Origin of the sequence: Pseudomonas sp. SCA2728.1_7, from assembly GCF_018138145.1 — a bacterium.
In the GTDB taxonomy this organism is placed as follows: domain Bacteria; phylum Pseudomonadota; class Gammaproteobacteria; order Pseudomonadales; family Pseudomonadaceae; genus Aquipseudomonas; species Aquipseudomonas koreensis_A.
Window position 1 is genome coordinate 5719875 of sequence record NZ_CP073104.1, and the last position, 16403, is coordinate 5736277.

The following is a 16403-nucleotide window of genomic DNA, read 5'->3' on the forward strand; positions in this document are numbered from 1 at the left end:
GAAATTTTTTGTTTCGACTGTCGATTTGCCTGTTTGCCGAACGACTAAAGGTGTCTTCACAACAAAAACACGGAGAACAGCATGAGCGCACAATCTGAAATCCAGACCCTGATCAACACCTACCGCGAAGCCGTCATGACCAAGGACGTGGAGAAAGTCATGGCTTTGTACGCCGACGACATCGTCTCCTTCGACGCGATCAAAGCCCTGCAATTCAAGGGCAAACCCGCCTACCGCGCGCACTGGGTCGCGTGCATGGAAATGTGCCCCGGCCCGCACGTCTTCGAATTCCAGGAAATCGCCATCGAAAGCGCCGACAACATCGCCTTCGCCCACTGGGTAGCCAATTGCGGCGGCACCAACGACAAGGGCGAAACCCAGAGCTGCTGGATGCGCGTCACCGCTTGCTATCGGCAGGTTGGCGGGACATGGAAAATCGTCCACGAACACTGGTCGGCGCCGTTCGATCCGATGAGCGGCGCGACCCTGTTCGATGTGACCCCCTGATCTTCAGCCATAGTTGAACCGTCCGCTTCAGGAGAACGCCATGAAGTATCTATGCCTGGTCTACAGCGATGAGCGCCTGCTTCATTCGTCGCCCGACAGCCCGGAAGACGCCGAATGCTGGGCTTATGCCGAGTCGATTCAGGGCAGTGGGCGGATGGTCGCCGCCGAAGCGCTGGAGTCGGTGCAGACCGCCACCACGGTGCGTATGCGCAACGGCAAACTGTCGATCACCGACGGCCCGTTTGCCGAAACCAAGGAGCAACTGGCTGGCTTTTACCTGATCGACGCCAAGGATCTTAACGAAGCGCTTCAGGTCGCCGGCAACATTCCGGCGGCGCGGGTTGGCAGCGTGGAAGTGCGCCCGGTGCGGCAGTTGAATGTCTGAGGTCAAGGCGCGGGTCGAGCAGGTCTATCGCGAAGACTCGCGGCGGATTCTGGCGACGCTGATTCGTCTGCTCGGTGATTTCGACCTTGCCGAAGAGGCCTTGCATGAGGCGTTCTTCGTCGCGGTCGAGCGCTGGCAACGCGACGGCGTGCCGGACAATCCGCGCACCTGGCTGGTGTCGACCGGGCGCTTCAAAGCGATTGATGTGTTGCGCCGCCGCGCGCGGTTCAAGGCCTCGCAACCCTTGCTGTTGGCGCAACTGGAAGAACTCGAACAGGCCGACTGGAGCGGTGAAGACGTGGAAGACGATCGCCTGCGTCTGATCTTCACCTGCTGCCACCCGGCACTGGCGGCGGATGCGCAAGTGCCGCTGACCTTGCGCGAAGTCTGCGACCTGACCACCGAGGAAATCGCCCGTGCATTTCTCTGCGCGCCGGCGGCGATAGCCCAGCGCATCGTGCGCGCGAAAGCCAAGATTCGTGATGCGAAAATCCCTTATCAAGTACCGAGCCTGAGCGAATTGCCCGAACGCCTCGACAGTGTGTTGCGGGTGATTTATCTGGTGTTCAACGAGGGGTATTCGGCGTCGGGCGGGTCTGAGTTGACCCGTGAAGATCTGACGCGTGAGGCGATCAGGTTGGGGCGGCTGTTGATGGAGTTGCTGCCGGAACCGGAGGTTTTGGGGTTGTTGGCGATGATGCTGCTGCACGAATCGCGACGTTCGGCGCGCACTTCGCCGGACGGTGAATTGGTGCTGCTGGATGATCAGGACCGCTCATTGTGGGATAGCGCGTTGATAGCCGAAGGCTGTGCGCTGGTCGAGCGTGCGCTGACCACGCGGCGCTTTGGGCCATATTGTTTGCAGGCGGCGATTGCGGCGGTTCATGCTGAGGCGCCGTCGGCGGCAGAAACCGATTGGGAGCAGATCGTTGGTTTGTATGACGTGCTGCTGCACGCGGTGCCTTCGCCGGTGATCGAGTTGAACCGGGCGGTGGCGGTGGCCAAGCGCGATGGGGCGTTGGCGGGGTTGAATCTGATTGAAGGGATTTTGGCGCGCGGTCAGTTGCAGGATTACCACTTGGCGCATTCGGCGCGGGCGGAGTTTTGTCGGCAGTTGGGCAGGGTGGAAGAGGCGAGGGCGGCGTATTTGCGGGCGTTGGAGCTGACCCGGCAGGAGCCGGAGCGGCGGTTTATTGAAGAGCGACTTTCGGCGCTGGAATTGCCCTCACCCTAGCCCTCTCCCAGGGGGAGAGGGGACCGATTGGGGGATGCTGTAGAAGTACGCCGACCTGAACGCTCAGCGGTGAATCCATAATCGACCCAAATTTCACGACCATATATACCGCAGCAATCAATCCATAATCGACTCGATCTCTCAGGTCGATGTCTGACGCAAGACACCTCGGTCGACCCCCTCTCCCTCCGGGAGAGGGCTGGGGTGAGGGGCTTTTGACTTCAGGCTTGCCAGCGATCAGCAGCGCCGCTATTCCAGCATCTTGCTCAACAACCAACTCCCCGCCGGCCCCGGTGGATAAAGCCGCGACCACAACGCATCAACAAACACCGGCTTAGGCCAGCCGCGCACCTTCAATTCCACCAGCAAATCATTGCCAAACCGCTGCGCCAGCCAACGCGGCAGCGGCGCCCAGCCAAAGCCTTTCTCGGCCATTTCCAGCAACATCAGATAACTCGGTGCCGACCACACCCGACCTTTGCCACGACTGTCATACGGATTGACGATGGTCGCCAGACGCAATTCGCGATGCTGCTCGAGGATCTGCTGATCAATGTGATCAAGCTTGGCCAGCGCATGGTCGCGATTAACGAACAGGGCGATTTCCGTGCGTTCGGCCACCGTCGACGTCGCCAGATCCGGCGGATAGTTCTCTTGCATTTCGGCGAACGCCAGATGCGCACGACCGCGCTGCACCAATTCGATCAGGTCATCGCATTCGGCAATCAAACATTCCAGCTCCAGATCCGGATAACGCTGCTCAAACCCGACCAACGCCGCTTCAAAACGGTCCGACTGATAGGTATCGGAAATCGCCACCGTCAGTTTTGGCTCGACGCCTTGGGACAACTGCCGCGCAGTCATTTCCAGACGACTGCTGGCCGCCAGAATCGCCTCGGCGCGTTGCAGCATCACATGCCCGGCCGGGGTCAGCGTCGGTTTGCGGCTGCTGCGATCGAACAGCAGCAGATCCAGATCAATCTCCAGGCTGGCCACCGCCGCGCTGATCGTCGACTGACTGCGCCCGAGCTTGCGCGCCGCTGCCGAAAACGAACCTTGGGTGGCAGCCTGGACAAACGCCAACAGCACTTCTTGCGAGATCATCAACTATCGCCTTGATCGATGGTTACTGGTTATGAAGTATCGATGTGAGCATAGATCATGGCAACCATCTTCACTCAAGGACTCAGGCCATGACTGCCAACAAATCCATCACTGAACGTATTTTCCAGGCCATCGGTTTCGAACTGCTGGCGATCCTGATCTGCACGCCGTTGCTGGCGTGGATCATGCAAAAACCGATGCTTGAAATGGGCGCCGTGACGGTGTTGATCGCCCTATTGGCGCTGGGCTGGAACGTGGTGTTCAACCGCTTCTTTGATCGTTTGCTGGAACGCATGAACGTCGCGCACAACGCTTGGGTACGGGTGGTGCACGCGCTGCTTTTCGAGGGTGGTTTGATCGTGATGGGCGTGCCGCTGATTGCCTGGTGGCTGTCGGTCAGCCTGTGGCAGGCGTTTTTGCTCGACATCGGCGTGCTGCTGTTTTTCCTGCCGTACACCTATGTGTATCACTGGGGTTATGACGTGGTGCGCGAGCGCTTCATGACGCGCAACACTTTCCAGAACTAACCTCGATCCCCGTGTAGGAGCTGCCGAAGGCTGCGATCTTTTGATCTTGCCCTTTAAAATCAAGATCAAAAGATCGCAGCCTTCGGCAGCTCCTACATGTGACGGTGTTTCAGCGTTGGTTAGAGGAACATGCCGCCGGATGCTTCAACACGCTGGCCATTGATCCACTGTCCGCCCGGCGACAGCAGCAGCGCCAACGCTCCGCCAATATCGTCCGGTTGCCCGGCACGGCCCAGCGCGGTGTTGCTGGCGACCATCGCATTCAGCGCCGAGTTATCGCGTACGGCGCCACCACCGAAGTCAGTTTCAATCGCGCCCGGCGCGAGAATGTTCACGCCAATCTGCCGCGCACCCAACTCCTTGGCCTGATATCGGGTCAGCACCTCCATCGCGCCTTTCATCGCCGCATAAGCGCCGTAACCCGGCAGACTGAAACGGGTCAAGCCGCTGGAAATATTGATGATGCGCCCGCCGTCATTAATCAGTGGCAGCAACTGCTGAGTCAGAAAGAACGGCCCTTTCAGCTGGATATTCATCAGCAAATCGAACTGCTCCGGCGTGGTTTCGGCGAACAGTGCATGCACACCGATCCCGGCATTGTTGATCAGGAAATCAAAACGCTGACGTTCGAAAGTCTGCTGCAACGCCTGCTCAACGTGTTTAGCGAAATCGGCAAAGCTTTCGCTGCGACCGACGTCCAGTTGCAGCATTACGGCTTTGCCGCCGAGTGCTTGCACTTCGCTCACCAGCGCCTGGGCTTCATCAGCACGGCTGTGGTAAGTGCCGATGATGTCGATGCCCTGAGCGGCGAGGTGCAGGGCGGCATTCTTGCCCAGGCCACGGCTGGCGCCGGTGATCAATGCGATTTTGCGATTCATGGAGGCTTCCTCGATTGCGGTGAGTGGTGATGGGACTCAGTTTATTTATCCGCCGTGAGGTGATAAACAGAGTGAAACCGGAATCACTGATCGGCTCAGCCGAACAATCGACAGGTGCCTAATGAACAAACTGGAACTGCTGCGCACCTTCGTGCGGGTCAGCGAACTGTCGAGTTTTACCCTCGCCGGTGAAAATCTCGGTCTCCCGCGATCAACCGTTTCCGAGCATGTGCAAGCGCTCGAAGCGTTACTCGGCACGCGCCTGCTGCAACGCACCACGCGCAAGGTGCAGGCGACGCAGGACGGACTGGTGCTGTACGAACGCAGCAAGGATCTGCTCTCGCACATGGACGAGATCGAAGGCTTGTTCCGCCAGGACGAGGCTTCGCTGACCGGGCGCATTCGGGTCGACCTGCCGAACATTCTCGCGCGGCGCCTGATCATGCCGCGCTTGCCGCAGTTCATGGATCGCCACCCGAATCTTGAGTTGGAAATCAGCAGTACAGATCGCCGCGTCGACCTGCTCAGCGAGGGCTTTGATTGCGTGGTGCGCATCGGCGCGCAGCCGGATCAGTCGGTGGTCGCGCGACATCTCGGTGACTTTCCCATGGTTAACTGCGCCAGCCCCGCCTACCTTGCGCGCTACGGTGTGCCGCAAACCCTGGAGGATCTGGCGCAGCATCGGTTGGTGCATTACGTTGGCGTGCTCGGTTCGCGTTCGGAAGGGTTCGTGTACGAGGAGGGCGGGCAGGTTAAACGCTTGCCGATGGCTGGCAGCATTACGGTCAACAGCACTGACGCTTACGAGTCGGCGTGCCTCGGCGGTTTCGGTCTGACGCAGGTACCGCGAACCGGCATGCAGCCGCATCTGGAAAACGGCGAACTGGTGACCGTGTTGCCGCAGTTCACGGCGCCGGCGATGGGGATTTCATTGTTGTATGCGCGGCAACGGCATTTGCCGTTGCGGGTGCGGGTGTTTATGGATTGGCTGGGCGATCTGATCCGCTCCGCGCTCTAAACCTGAACACCGGTCAAAACTGTAGGAGTGAGCCTGCTCGCGATAGCGGTGGGTCAGTTTAATCAATGTTGACTGATACACCGCTATCGCGAGCAGGCTCACTCCTACAGGGGATCTTCGTCCGTCAGAAGATCTGGGTGAACAGCCAGTACAGGCTGCCCGACAGCAAGATGGCGGCGGGGAGTGTCAGCACCCACGCCATCAACAGATTGCGGATGGTCTTCATCTGCAACCCGGCACCGTTGGCGACCATGGTCCCGGCCACACCGGACGACAACACATGCGTCGTCGACACCGGCAAACCAAACATGTCCGCCGCACCAATCGTCAGCATGGCCACGGTTTCCGCCGAGGCGCCCTGCGCATAGGTCAGGTGGGTCTTGCCGATCTTCTCGCCCACCGTCACCACAATTCGCTTCCAGCCAACCATGGTGCCCAGCCCCAGCGCGATGGCCACGGCGATCTTCACCCACAGCGGAATAAACCGCGTGGCGTTGTCGATCTGTTGCTTGAACAGTTGCAGTTTGCCGCTGGTGTCGGCGTCGAAATTGCCGACCTTGTTCTTGTCCATCAGGCGAATGCTTTCGCTGGCCAGGTACATGTCATTGCGCACGTTGCCCATGGCTTCAGCCGGGACTTTTGCCAGCGAACCGTAGCCTTTGACTTCCTCACCGATGTGCCCGGTGAGGGCGGCGAGGGCGGGGATCAGTTGCGGCGTGGCGTCCTTGCTGCGCACGTAATCGGAAAGGACCGCACGCGGATCGGCCGGCGTCGGCAGCGGCGCACTTTTCACCAGCGCTTGCTGGGTGACTTGCGCCACGGCGGCAAACTGCAGCGATTGTTCTTCCGGCATCGTGCGGTTCAAGGCATAGGCCATCGGCAGTGTGCCGACCAGAATCAGCATGATCAGGCCCATGCCTTTTTGGCCGTCGTTGGAGCCGTGGGCGAAGGACACGCCGGTGCAGGTCAGAATCAGCAAACCGCGAATCCACCACGGCGGTGGGGTATTTCCCTCCGGTGCCTTGTACAGCGAACGATTTTTTACGAAGGCGCGCAGCGCCAGCAGCAATAGTGCCGCACAACCGAAACCCACCAGTGGCGACAGCAGCAAGGCGTAACCGATCTTGGTTGCCTGTGCCCAGTCGACACCGCTGGTGCCGTCGCGGCCGTGCATCAAGGCATTGGCCACACCGACGCCGATGATCGAACCGATCAGCGTGTGCGAAGACGACGCCGGCAAACCCAGCCACCAGGTGCCGAGGTTCCACAGGATCGCCGCGATCAGCAGAGCAAAGATCATCGAGAAACCAGCGGACGAACCGACCTGCAGAATCAACTCCACCGGCAGCAACGCGATAATGCCGAACGCCACCGCACCGCTCGAAAGCAGCACGCCGAGAAAGTTGAAGAAACCCGACCAGACCACCGCCACGTTCGGCGGCAGCGAGTGGGTATAGATCACCGTCGCGACGGCGTTGGCGGTGTCGTGGAAACCATTGACGAACTCAAAGCCCAGGGCAATCAGCAACGCCACACCGAGCAACAGAAACGGCGTCCACGTGGTGACCACCGTGCCGAGTTCGTGCATGTCGTGCATCAGGCTGTAGGCGGTGAACAGCATTCCCATCGCCAGCACGGCGAAAAAGATCACGTAGGTAAACGGGCCGGTTTTCTTGTCGAGGGCAGGCCTGCCGCTGGCGGCGGAGGCGGGGCTGGCGGTCAGGGAGGGAGTAGCCATGAGCGGACAATCCTGAGCGAGGAAAGGAATGTCGCCCATGATCGTTGCAGAATGTTACAGAGAGACTGCGCCATGTCAGTGTTTGCTTTATTAGTCCGACCATTGATCTAAACAACGACGAAGATCCCCTGTGGGAGCGAGCCTGCTCGCGAAAGCGGTGTGTCATTCAACATGATGGCGTCTGACACTCAGTCTTCGCGAGCAGGCTCGCTCCCACAGGGGATCTGCGGTGGTAGTGCATTCCGCGGTCAGTAATCCCCTCGTTTACGAAACGCCCAACGCCCGGCAATCACGGTAAACGTCGCCACCAGTGCAACCAAAATCCAGAACCCTTCCGGATCCTGCGACAACGGCACGCCACCCACATTCATTCCGAAAAAACCGGCAATGATGTTGATCGGCAGCGCCAGCACCGTGACCACCGTCAGGGTAAACAACGTGCGGTTGCTCTGTTCGTTGAGGTTGGCGGCGATCTCTTCCTGAAGCAATTTGATTCGCTCACCCAGTGCAGTGAGGTCGTTGATGATCAGCGCAAACTCCTCGGTGGATTTGCGTAGCTCCTTGACGTCCTCCTTCTGCAACCACGGCGGCGGCCGGTTGAGCAGACGCAGCAACGAACCCGGCTCCAGCGCCAGCAGCCGTTGCAGGCGCACCAGCACGCGGCGGTTGGCACCGAGTTCGGCACGGTTGGTCGACAGCCGCGAGGAGAGCAATTCGTCCTCGACCTGATCGACGCTCAGGCTGGTCTTGCGCACGATCTGCGTGAGCACTTCGCCCTGATCGCGTAGCAGGTGCACGAGCAATTCCGAGGGCGAACGAAAGCGTTCGCCGGCCTTCACCGATGAGCGCAATTTGTCCACCGAGTGCAGCGGTTGCAGACGCGCGCTGACGATCAATTTGCTGCGCACACAAACCCACAGCGTCGACACATCCGAAGAAACCATGCTGCTGAGGTTGAACACCACATCGTTGACCACCGCCAGCAACGCCGAATCGACATGCTCGATACGCGTCGAACGCGAGCCTTCGTGCAGCGCCTCGAAAAACTCTTCGGGCAATTGCAGATGACTTTTCATCCAGCGTTCGCACGCCGCATGCGCAAGATTGAGGTGCAGCCAGAGGAATTCGCCCGTGTCGTTGTCGTCCTGCAAACAGCGCAACGCTGTCGCCGAGTCGACTTCGCGGCCCCGTTCGCCGGGCAGGAAACGAAAGCCGTAGAGCAGGCCAAACAGATCAGGATCGCGATGGCTGATATCGAGGCTGTGGTTCATGAAGGCTCGCTGCGAGGAGGGCATCCGGGGCGGGTTTTACAGATTCACCTGAGCCACATCATCGCAATGTCACATGACGTTTATGTGACAGCAAAGTGACGTCAAATCAGCGACTTACCGACGGTCGGGTTTTCTTCAAGAAGCGCTCTGGCGCGCCGATCACAGGTGCGTTAGGTTGCGCGCCATTGGCCATGAGCCAAGGCTCGCCGACATGGATGTCCGGCACAATTTCACGCCTTACCGGGCGTGCCTCATTCTTGTCCTGAGTATCTTTCGATGCTGCAAAAATCCCTGAGAGCGCAAATTCTCGCCCTGCTGAGCGGCAGCCTGCTGGCGGTGCTGTTGATTGCGCTGGCCTGTTTTCATTTCCTCTCCAACGGCGTGCAAAGCTACAGCCAATTGATCGCCGGTCCCCTGCACACCTCGCAACTGATCGACGAAGCCAATCTGCAATTCAAGGTGCAGGTGCAGGAGTGGAAAAACGTCCTGCTGCGCGGCAAGCAACCGGCGGATCTGGCCAAATACTGGGGCCAGTTCGAAGATCGTCAGCGCGATGTGCAGAACATCCTTGGTGAACTGGCCGGGCAGAAAGGCATTGAGCCGAGCCTGAAAAACCGCATCGAACGTTTGCGTGATGAGCATCGTCAGTTGGGTTCTGCGTATCAGAAGGGACGCGATGCCTACGTGGCTGCCGGTGGTGATCCGACGGCGGGTGACGCGGCGGTCAAAGGCGTTGACCGTGCCGCCAGTGATCAGATGAGCGAACTGGTCGCTGAGTTGCGCAAGCAGGGTAGTGCACAGTCGGCGCTGATCAGTGCCGAGGCCGATCGCACCGTGTGGCTGGGGCTGTTGGTGATGCTCGCGTCGGGTCTGCTGATCGGCTTGTTGAGCCTGTGGCTGGTCAACCGCAACCTGGTCGAGCCGATCCGCAAACTCATCGATTACGTCACCCAATTGAGCCGCGGCAAACTGGCCGAACGTGTGGTCAGCGACCGTCAGGATGAGCTGGGCAATCTCGCCGCAGCGGCCAACACCCTGCGTGATTTCCTCGCCGACACCTTCACCCGTTTGCAGCGCAGCGCCAGTGATCTGGACAGCGCCAGCGGTGAGTTGAATGCGATCGCCACGACCATGGCCGGCGGCACCAACGAGCAGTTCAACCGCACCGACCAAGTGGCCACGGCGATGAACGAAATGTCCGCCACCGCCCAAGAAGTGGCGCGTCACGCTGCCGATGCCGCGCGTGCTGCGGACGATGCCGACCAGTCTGCCCAGCAGGGTGAGAAGGTCATGCAGAGCACTATTCACTCGATCACCCAGATGCGCGGTGAAATCGCCAACACCGCCACGGTGATTCGTCGTCTGGAAGCCGACAGCGGCCGCATTGGCAAAGTGCTGGAAGTGATTCGTGGCATCGCCGAACAGACCAACCTGCTGGCGCTTAACGCTGCGATCGAAGCGGCGCGGGCCGGTGAGGCCGGGCGTGGTTTTGCCGTGGTCGCCGATGAAGTGCGCAACCTCGCACAGCGCACTGCCGAGTCGATCATCGAGATCAACCAGATCATTCAGAGCGTGCAAACCGGTGCGGTGGACGCAGCGCAAGCCATCGACGGCGGCCAGACGCGCAGTGATGAAAGCGTCGAGCAGGTGACCCAGGCGGGCGCGATGCTGGAACGTATTACTCACGCCGTGGAAGCGATCCGCGACATGAATCGTCAGATCGCTACCGCTGCCGAAGAGCAGACCTCGGTGGCCGAGGACATCTCGCGCAACCTCACCGAGATCACTTCGATCGCCAGCACCAACCTCGACAACGTCCAGCGCACCGAAAGCGCCAGCCAGAACCTGCATGGTCTGTCCGGGCAACTGAACGAAGTCACCGCGCGCCTGAGCGCCTGACGCGATTGACTGTGTACCGGTTCGGATACCGAGTCGGTACACAGTCGATCTCAATTACCTGCGGCCGTGGTCGATGACCGGTTATCTATAACCGGCATTGGAGCCTTTCCATGGTCAGCATTACTTCAGTTTCGATCAATCAGACCGTCAGCGCACCGACCAGCAAAACGTCGATCAGTGACGTTGGTGACGACACGTCTACCTCAGCAACCGCCAGCACGGGTGCGACTGCCGATAGCGGTAAAGTCGCTGCCGGTGGAGGGGCCGCTCCGGCGGGTGACAGCAGCTCCAGCAGCAGCGAAGAATCGGATTCGGTGAAGGAACTGCGCAAGCAGATTGCCGAACTGCAGAAGCAATTGCAGGAAGAACAGCAAGCGTTGCAAGCGGCGCAGGCGAAGCAGGAAAGTTCGGATGCCAAGGCTGCGGAAGTAGCCGCCGCACAAGCGCAGATCACCGCGACCTCGGCCTCCCTGTCAACCGCTACCGCCTCGCTGTTGCAGGCGTTGCAGGATTCCGACTCGAGCACCTCGGGTTCGCTGGTCAGCACCTCGGCGTGATGCCCTTTCCCCTCACCCTATCCCTCTCCCAGAGGGAGAAGGGACTGACCGGGGTGATTATTTGAGTTACGCCGACCTGAAATATCGAGGTGCACTCAGGTCTTTGGTGTTTTCTTGTCGGCTGCAAGATTGCGAGTCGAACTCAGGCCTTGAATAGCCCGCGGTCTGCCCCCTTTCCCTTCACCCTAGCCCTCTCCCAGAGGGAGAGGGGACTGACCGTGGTGATTATTTGAGGTACGCCGACCTGAAATATCGAGTCGAACTCAGGTCTTGAATAACCCCCCGATCGGCTCCCTTTCCCCCTCGCCCCCTTGGGGGAGAGGGCTGGGGTGAGGGGGAGAAAATCTCACTGACAACACATCAACAAAGCCAAACATCAGACACAAGCGAAAGCCGCACGATCTTTCAATCGTGCGGCTTTCGCTTATGCGCGGTATCAGTGGTCTTGCTTGTTGCTCAGCACTTTGCCGGTGGTGGCGTCGAAGTCGACATCCCATTCAGTGCCATCGGCCAAACGCAGCTCAACTTCATACTCATAACCATTGAAGTGGTTGTCCAGATCCGTGTCAGTAATAGTCGCACCCGGATGCAGTTTCAGCGCTTCGGCGTTCATCGACTCCAGCGACTTGATCTTGCCCGACTTAACCAGTTCAGGAATCTGGTCGACGCGGACATCAGCCTGGGCCAGGCCAGCGGTGAGGGTCAGGGCAGCGGCGGTAAACAGGGCAGTCAAAGTTTTCATCGGTTCGTTCCTTGGGGTGATTCGTTTAAGTGGCCTCAGGTTAACCGGCGCAACTTAACTCACCCTTAAAACGCCAAACAAAACGGACAAGCCATGCCCCTGCACCGAACCTGTGGGAGCGTGGCTTGCCCGCGATATAGGCGCCTCGATTTCAGATCAGAAACCGTTGTTCTTCAACACCTGATCAACAGTGCCAGCCGCCGGGCGTTTGTAGAACTTCAACAGTTCGCTGGCACGGTTGGTGAAGATGCCGTCGACACCGGCTGCCATGACTTTCTCGAAATCTACCGGTTCATCAACTGTGTAGACGTGCACCAGCAAGCCTTGATCGTGGGTGTACTGGTTCATCCACGGTTGCACCAGATCCGAATAGCTCTGGTCGCCACCCTTGGTCAGCTTCGCCGACGGGCCGGTGCCGATTGCACCCTGGGCCTTGGCGTAATCCACCCATTGTTTGAATTCGGCTTCGGACTTCGGCTCTTGTTTGCCGTAGAAAACGTTTTTGTCCTTCTCGCCGGACTCGGCAAACGTCACCTTGGATTTCGGCTCGATGCTGCCTTCGCCAACCCACAACAGAAGGATTTTCGGCACTTGCGGCATTTCTTTTTGCAGCAGTTCGAGGCTGTTTTTCTCGAACGTCTGCAGGATCACCTTGCCTTTGCCCTGACCAACACCCAGTGCACTTTTCGCCAGTTTCGAACCGGCCGGGCTCAGCCAGCCGCGATCCTGCAGCTTCTCTTTCAGGTCTTTCTCGATCCCGGGAAACAGTTGCGGCTCTTTGGTCTCGATGTACAGGCCCGGCTTGTGTTGCGGATTGGCCTGAGCGATGTCGATGATTTCATCGAGAGTCAGAATCTTCAGCCCTGCGTAGGACGGGCGCGCGCGATCCGGGTACTTGGCGTTGAACCAGCTGCCGGCGTCGAGGGTTTTCAGTTCGGCCATGGTAAACGCGGTGGCCGAGGCGTCCTTGCGCTCCGGGAATTTGGTCGCAACGTCAGTGGTGCGTTGCAGATTGTCGTCGTGCAGGGCGAACAGCACGCCGTCCTTGCTGCGCTGCAGGTCCATTTCCAGGTAATCGGCGCCCAGGTCGCGAGCCAGTTTGTAGGAGGCAGCGGTGGATTCCGGCGCATCGAAAGAGGCGCCACGGTGAGCGATCACCGCCGGGTGCGGGATGCCGTTGGCGGCAGCGAGCGCTTTCGGATCGGTTTGGCTGGCGGCGTGCGCCTGACCGAGGCCGAGCAGCAGGCTCAGGACCAGAGCGCTTTTGGTGAAAGTGGCAGGCATGTTCGAGTTCCTTTCGCAGGGCATTTTCAAAGACGTATCTTTTAACAACTGAATCGCTCGGGTGCTATCGCAGGACCGACATAAACGTATTAAAAGCGATTTTTCCTGCACTTTTGTGGCGCGGTTTGCAGTACGCTTGCCCTCGGCAGACGCTCCGGAAGAGGGCGCGCCGTGCTGTTGCCCTGCGTGTAAACCATCGATCATTTTTCGTGAGGTTTACCATGCGCATCACCTCCCAACTCATCTGCCAGGCCGCCGACGATCTCAAGGGTTTTGTCGGCCTCAACCGCAAAACCGGTCAATACATCGTGCGTTTCAGCGAAGATTCGTTCGGCATGGACGTGGCCGATGACGGCATTATTCCTGTGAATGAATTCGTCTGGGCGCCGGCGACAGCGCAGACCATGACGCTTAAACGCGAGTTGATTCAGTTGTTGCTGGATCAGAATATTGATGACCGGATCAACATCACCGAGCCGTTGCGCGTTTATATGAGCAAGGTTGAGGTGCCGGAGATTGAGGCGGTGCGCAGTCTGGTGCGCGGCTGAAGATTTGCTGTGAGGGTGAGGGCCTCTTCGCGAGCAGGCTCGCTCCCACATGGGAACAGTGGTGTTCACAAATCCCCTGTGGGAGCGAGCCTGCTCGCGAAAGCGGCCGTCAACGCGCCGCCATTTTATTGCCCGAACCGATACTCACGCTCAACCCGACACACTCGCGTATGAAACGCCGAATACCACTCCAAACGCCCACGGGCCTGAATCACCTGATGTTCAGGGTTCTGCCGCCACGCCAGAATCGCCGCTTCGCTCTGCCAATACGACACCGTAATCCCGACGCCATCCGCCCCACGAACCGACTCCACCCCAAGAAACCCCGGCTGCTCACTGACCAACGCAGCCATGCGCTCAGCCGCCTCCGCATACCCATTGTCACCCTCGGTTCGAGTCGACGTAAAAATCACCGCAAAGCAATCAGTCATCAACGCGGCTCCATGCAAGCTTCGACAAACGCGCGCACCAGCGGCGGCATCTGCCCTTTGAGCGCGGCACGTTCTGGTTGAAACAACGTCGCGACAAAGAAGCGGTGATCCTTGAGTTCTATAGCGCGCAAATCCCCTGACGAATCATGCCCCACTGCCTGTAGCCGATCGTTCAACAATTCCCGTTCGAACAGCGGATTCACACCGAAGCGGCAGCGATAGCCTTCACGAATCTGCGACGTTTCGTACGCCTTGGCGATCAACGAGTCGGGAACCAAGTGAATACTGTCGACCGCTTCGACCAGCGAACAGGTCAACGGCGTGAGTACCGCGCGTTCAGAATCAGGTGACGTCTCACCATGTTCCGCATCCTCCCAGCCCAACACGTTGCGGGAAAACTCCAGCACCGCATGCTGAAAACCGCCGCAGGTGCCGAGGAAAGGGCGCTGCTGTTCGCGGGCAAAACGGATCGCCCGCAATGCGCCGTCTTCGCTTTTGTAGGGGCTGGCGGGTACACACCAGAAACCGTCGAACCGCTCGAGCGGCGTATCGGCGTGGATCTGCTCGGTGGGCAACCATTCGAATTGCACGTTGCGGTTGAGGTGTTCGGCGACCAGCCCGAGGGCGACGGGAATGGCTTGGTGAGCGGTGACCTGCGGGTCGTAATCGCCAATCAGGGCGATACGGATGGCGCTGTTTTCCATGGGGGTTCCCTGCGCTTGTTGATTGATGGCACTCACTATAGATTGGCGTTCACGCACTCAATATGGGCGTTTCCCCAAGTGATCAATGCAGCGACGCACTATCAACTCGACTACCCCGATCTGGCCCTGATTCTGGCCTTGGTGCGTGGCGGCTCTCTGGCCCGCGCTTCGCAGCTGTTGAAGGTCGACGTATCGACGGTGTTTCGCGCCGTGCGCCGTCTCGAAGCCGCACTCGGTCAGCAACTGTTCGAAAAAAGCCGTGCCGGCTATTTACCGACAACTCTCTCGCAAACACTGGCCGAGCAAGCCGAACGCGCCGAGCAAGCACTAGAGGCCGCGCGCATTGGCGTGGAGCAGGGCGGCGAAGTCGTCAGCGGCACGGTGCGTCTGACCTGTACCGATTCGGTGCTGCAGAGTTTGCTGCTGCCAGCACTGGCGCAGTTCATGCCCAATTACCCGGCACTGACCATTGAGCTCAGCACCTCCAACGATTTCGCCAACCTCAGCCGCCGCGATGCCGACATCGCCCTGCGCCTGACGCGGACACCGCCCGAGCATCTGGTCGGACGCCAACTGGCGAAGATTTCCTATCGGGTCTGCGCCAGTGCGCGGTATCTGCAAAATGTCGATGCTTCGGATCTGACGACGTTGACCTGGATCGCCCCGGACGACTTTCTCCCCGATCATCCGACGATTGCCTGGCGTCGCCAACACCTGCCCGGCGTGACACCGGGCTATCGCTGCAACAGCATGTTGTCGGTGACAGAGCTGGTTCGCGCGGGCCTCGGCGTGGCGGCGTTACCGGACTTTCTGATCACCGAGGGTATGCAGGCGTTGAGCGAGCCGCTGCACGGTTACGACACCGCGCTGTGGCTGCTGACTCGCCCGGATTGCCGCGCCTTGCGCTCGGTGGTGACGCTGTTCGATGAGTTGGGGCGGGCGCTGCGGTTGCCGTGATCAGCGCTGCGGGTTCTGGCGCATGTGATCGTGCAACTCGCTGGTCAGGCTGGCGATGCGTTCGGTGAGGTTTTTGGTCATCTCGGTCAGGCGGGTGTTCTGCTCCAGCAGCTCAAGCAGCTGCGCGGTGTTTTTCGCGGCTTGGGCCTGACGCTCGGTATTGGCCTGCGCCAGCGCTTCACGGTGTTGCGCATCGGCATCGGCTTGCGCCTTGTCGCGGGCGGCCTGACGGGTTTGTGCGAGCAGAATCAGCGGCGCGGCGTAGGCCGATTGCAGGCTGAAAGCGAGGTTTAACAGGATGAACGGGTAAACGTCGAAGGTGGTCACGCCAAACGCGTTGAGGCAGACCCACAACAGCACAATCAGGGTTTGCGCGCCGAGAAACATCGGCGTGCCGAAGAACCGCGCAAACGCCTCGGCGCGCAGGGCGAACTTGTCATTGCCGAAGGTGGTGCTGAGGTGCGCATGGCGGCGGTGGAAGCGCAGGTGATCGACGGGAGCTGATTCCGGTGTTGCGGGTTTTTCAGTGGTCATGATGCACTCGGCAGGGCGTGGGACGTGTAGTCACTATAGCCCTGCGCTGTGGCGACCGGCCCTTCGCGAGCAAGCTCGCGCCCAC

18 protein-coding genes are annotated in these 16403 nt (G+C 59.6%); 9 read left to right on the top strand and 9 right to left on the bottom strand.

The window, feature by feature from the left end; translation table 11 throughout:
• The first annotated feature begins 81 nt into the window (after positions 1-81).
• The 3 genes from KBP52_RS25580 to KBP52_RS25590 are packed head-to-tail and all read left to right on the top strand — an operon-like array spanning position 82 to position 2126.
• On the top strand, positions 82-507 hold the full coding sequence (locus KBP52_RS25580; protein WP_116029944.1) for a nuclear transport factor 2 family protein: 426 nt from the start codon (positions 82-84) through the stop codon (positions 505-507).
• Positions 508-547: 40 nt separating this feature from the next.
• A complete protein-coding gene (locus tag KBP52_RS25585) occupies positions 548-892 on the top strand; it encodes a YciI family protein (RefSeq protein ID WP_077574226.1) in 345 nt (114 codons plus the stop codon).
• Entirely contained in the window at positions 885-2126 is a 1242-nt protein-coding gene (locus KBP52_RS25590; RefSeq protein WP_212621243.1) for an RNA polymerase sigma factor, read from the top strand. Before KBP52_RS25585 ends, KBP52_RS25590 begins: the two co-directional genes overlap by 8 nt.
• 249 nt (positions 2127-2375) lie before the next feature.
• Here KBP52_RS25590 and KBP52_RS25595 read toward each other — a convergent pair whose 3' ends face one another.
• Positions 2376-3230, bottom strand: a complete 855-nt coding sequence (locus KBP52_RS25595) for a LysR family transcriptional regulator (protein WP_212621244.1) — start codon at positions 3228-3230, stop codon at positions 2376-2378.
• An 89-nt stretch (positions 3231-3319) separates the two neighbouring features.
• Here KBP52_RS25595 and KBP52_RS25600 point away from each other — a divergent pair, with 89 nt between their 5' ends.
• Complete coding sequence (locus tag KBP52_RS25600) at positions 3320-3757, top strand: multidrug/biocide efflux PACE transporter (RefSeq protein ID WP_212621245.1); 438 nt, start codon at positions 3320-3322, stop codon at positions 3755-3757.
• A 119-nt stretch (positions 3758-3876) separates the two neighbouring features.
• On the opposite strand, the gene KBP52_RS25605 is transcribed toward KBP52_RS25600, so the two are convergent.
• On the bottom strand, positions 3877-4635 hold the full coding sequence (locus KBP52_RS25605) for an SDR family oxidoreductase (protein WP_212621246.1): 759 nt from the start codon (positions 4633-4635) through the stop codon (positions 3877-3879).
• A gap of 121 nt (positions 4636-4756) precedes the next feature.
• Here KBP52_RS25605 and KBP52_RS25610 point away from each other — a divergent pair, with 121 nt between their 5' ends.
• Complete coding sequence (locus KBP52_RS25610; protein ID WP_212621247.1) at positions 4757-5653, top strand: LysR family transcriptional regulator; 897 nt, start codon at positions 4757-4759, stop codon at positions 5651-5653.
• 124 nt (positions 5654-5777) lie between these two features.
• Here KBP52_RS25610 and KBP52_RS25615 read toward each other — a convergent pair whose 3' ends face one another.
• Positions 5778-7391 carry an inorganic phosphate transporter gene (locus KBP52_RS25615; protein ID WP_212621248.1) on the bottom strand — a complete coding sequence of 538 codons (1614 nt, stop codon included), beginning with the start codon at positions 7389-7391 and terminating at the stop codon, positions 5778-5780.
• 248 nt (positions 7392-7639) lie between these two features.
• On the bottom strand, positions 7640-8662 hold the full coding sequence (locus KBP52_RS25620) for a transporter (protein WP_077574218.1): 1023 nt from the start codon (positions 8660-8662) through the stop codon (positions 7640-7642).
• A gap of 276 nt (positions 8663-8938) precedes the next feature.
• On the opposite strand from KBP52_RS25620, the gene KBP52_RS25625 reads away from it, so the two are divergent.
• On the top strand, positions 8939-10561 hold the full coding sequence (locus tag KBP52_RS25625) for a methyl-accepting chemotaxis protein (protein WP_212621249.1): 1623 nt from the start codon (positions 8939-8941) through the stop codon (positions 10559-10561).
• A gap of 110 nt (positions 10562-10671) precedes the next feature.
• Positions 10672-11118 (top strand): hypothetical protein, encoded by a 447-nt coding sequence (locus KBP52_RS25630; RefSeq protein WP_077574216.1) that lies wholly within the window; start codon positions 10672-10674, stop codon positions 11116-11118.
• 436 nt (positions 11119-11554) lie between these two features.
• On the opposite strand, the gene KBP52_RS25635 is transcribed toward KBP52_RS25630, so the two are convergent.
• Together KBP52_RS25635 and KBP52_RS25640 are read right to left on the bottom strand one after the other, a co-directional pair.
• Complete coding sequence (locus KBP52_RS25635; protein ID WP_212621250.1) at positions 11555-11860, bottom strand: PepSY domain-containing protein; 306 nt, start codon at positions 11858-11860, stop codon at positions 11555-11557.
• A gap of 156 nt (positions 11861-12016) precedes the next feature.
• Positions 12017-13144 (bottom strand): glycerophosphodiester phosphodiesterase, encoded by a 1128-nt coding sequence (locus KBP52_RS25640; RefSeq protein ID WP_137219005.1) that lies wholly within the window; start codon positions 13142-13144, stop codon positions 12017-12019.
• A gap of 221 nt (positions 13145-13365) precedes the next feature.
• Between KBP52_RS25640 and KBP52_RS25645 the strand changes: the two genes are divergently transcribed.
• Positions 13366-13692, top strand: coding sequence for a DUF2025 family protein (locus KBP52_RS25645; RefSeq protein WP_077574214.1), 327 nt, complete (start codon positions 13366-13368; stop codon positions 13690-13692).
• 125 nt (positions 13693-13817) lie between these two features.
• Here KBP52_RS25645 and KBP52_RS25650 read toward each other — a convergent pair whose 3' ends face one another.
• The gene (locus tag KBP52_RS25650; RefSeq protein WP_077574213.1) at positions 13818-14123 is read right to left on the bottom strand and encodes an antibiotic biosynthesis monooxygenase; all 306 of its coding nucleotides are present in this window, start codon (positions 14121-14123) and stop codon (positions 13818-13820) included.
• Positions 14123-14827: a CTP synthase gene (locus tag KBP52_RS25655; protein ID WP_212621251.1), complete on the bottom strand. Its 705-nt coding sequence runs from the start codon at positions 14825-14827 to the stop codon at positions 14123-14125. The genes KBP52_RS25650 and KBP52_RS25655 overlap by 1 nt, the downstream gene beginning before the upstream one ends.
• 15 nt (positions 14828-14842) lie before the next feature.
• On the opposite strand from KBP52_RS25655, the gene KBP52_RS25660 reads away from it, so the two are divergent.
• Positions 14843-15784, top strand: coding sequence for a LysR family transcriptional regulator (locus KBP52_RS25660; protein ID WP_212621252.1), 942 nt, complete (start codon positions 14843-14845; stop codon positions 15782-15784).
• Here the strand turns inward: KBP52_RS25660 and KBP52_RS25665 are convergent, their stop codons facing one another.
• The gene (locus KBP52_RS25665) at positions 15785-16318 is read right to left on the bottom strand and encodes a DUF1003 domain-containing protein (protein WP_123594095.1); all 534 of its coding nucleotides are present in this window, start codon (positions 16316-16318) and stop codon (positions 15785-15787) included.
• Between the last annotated feature and the right edge of the window lie 85 nt (positions 16319-16403).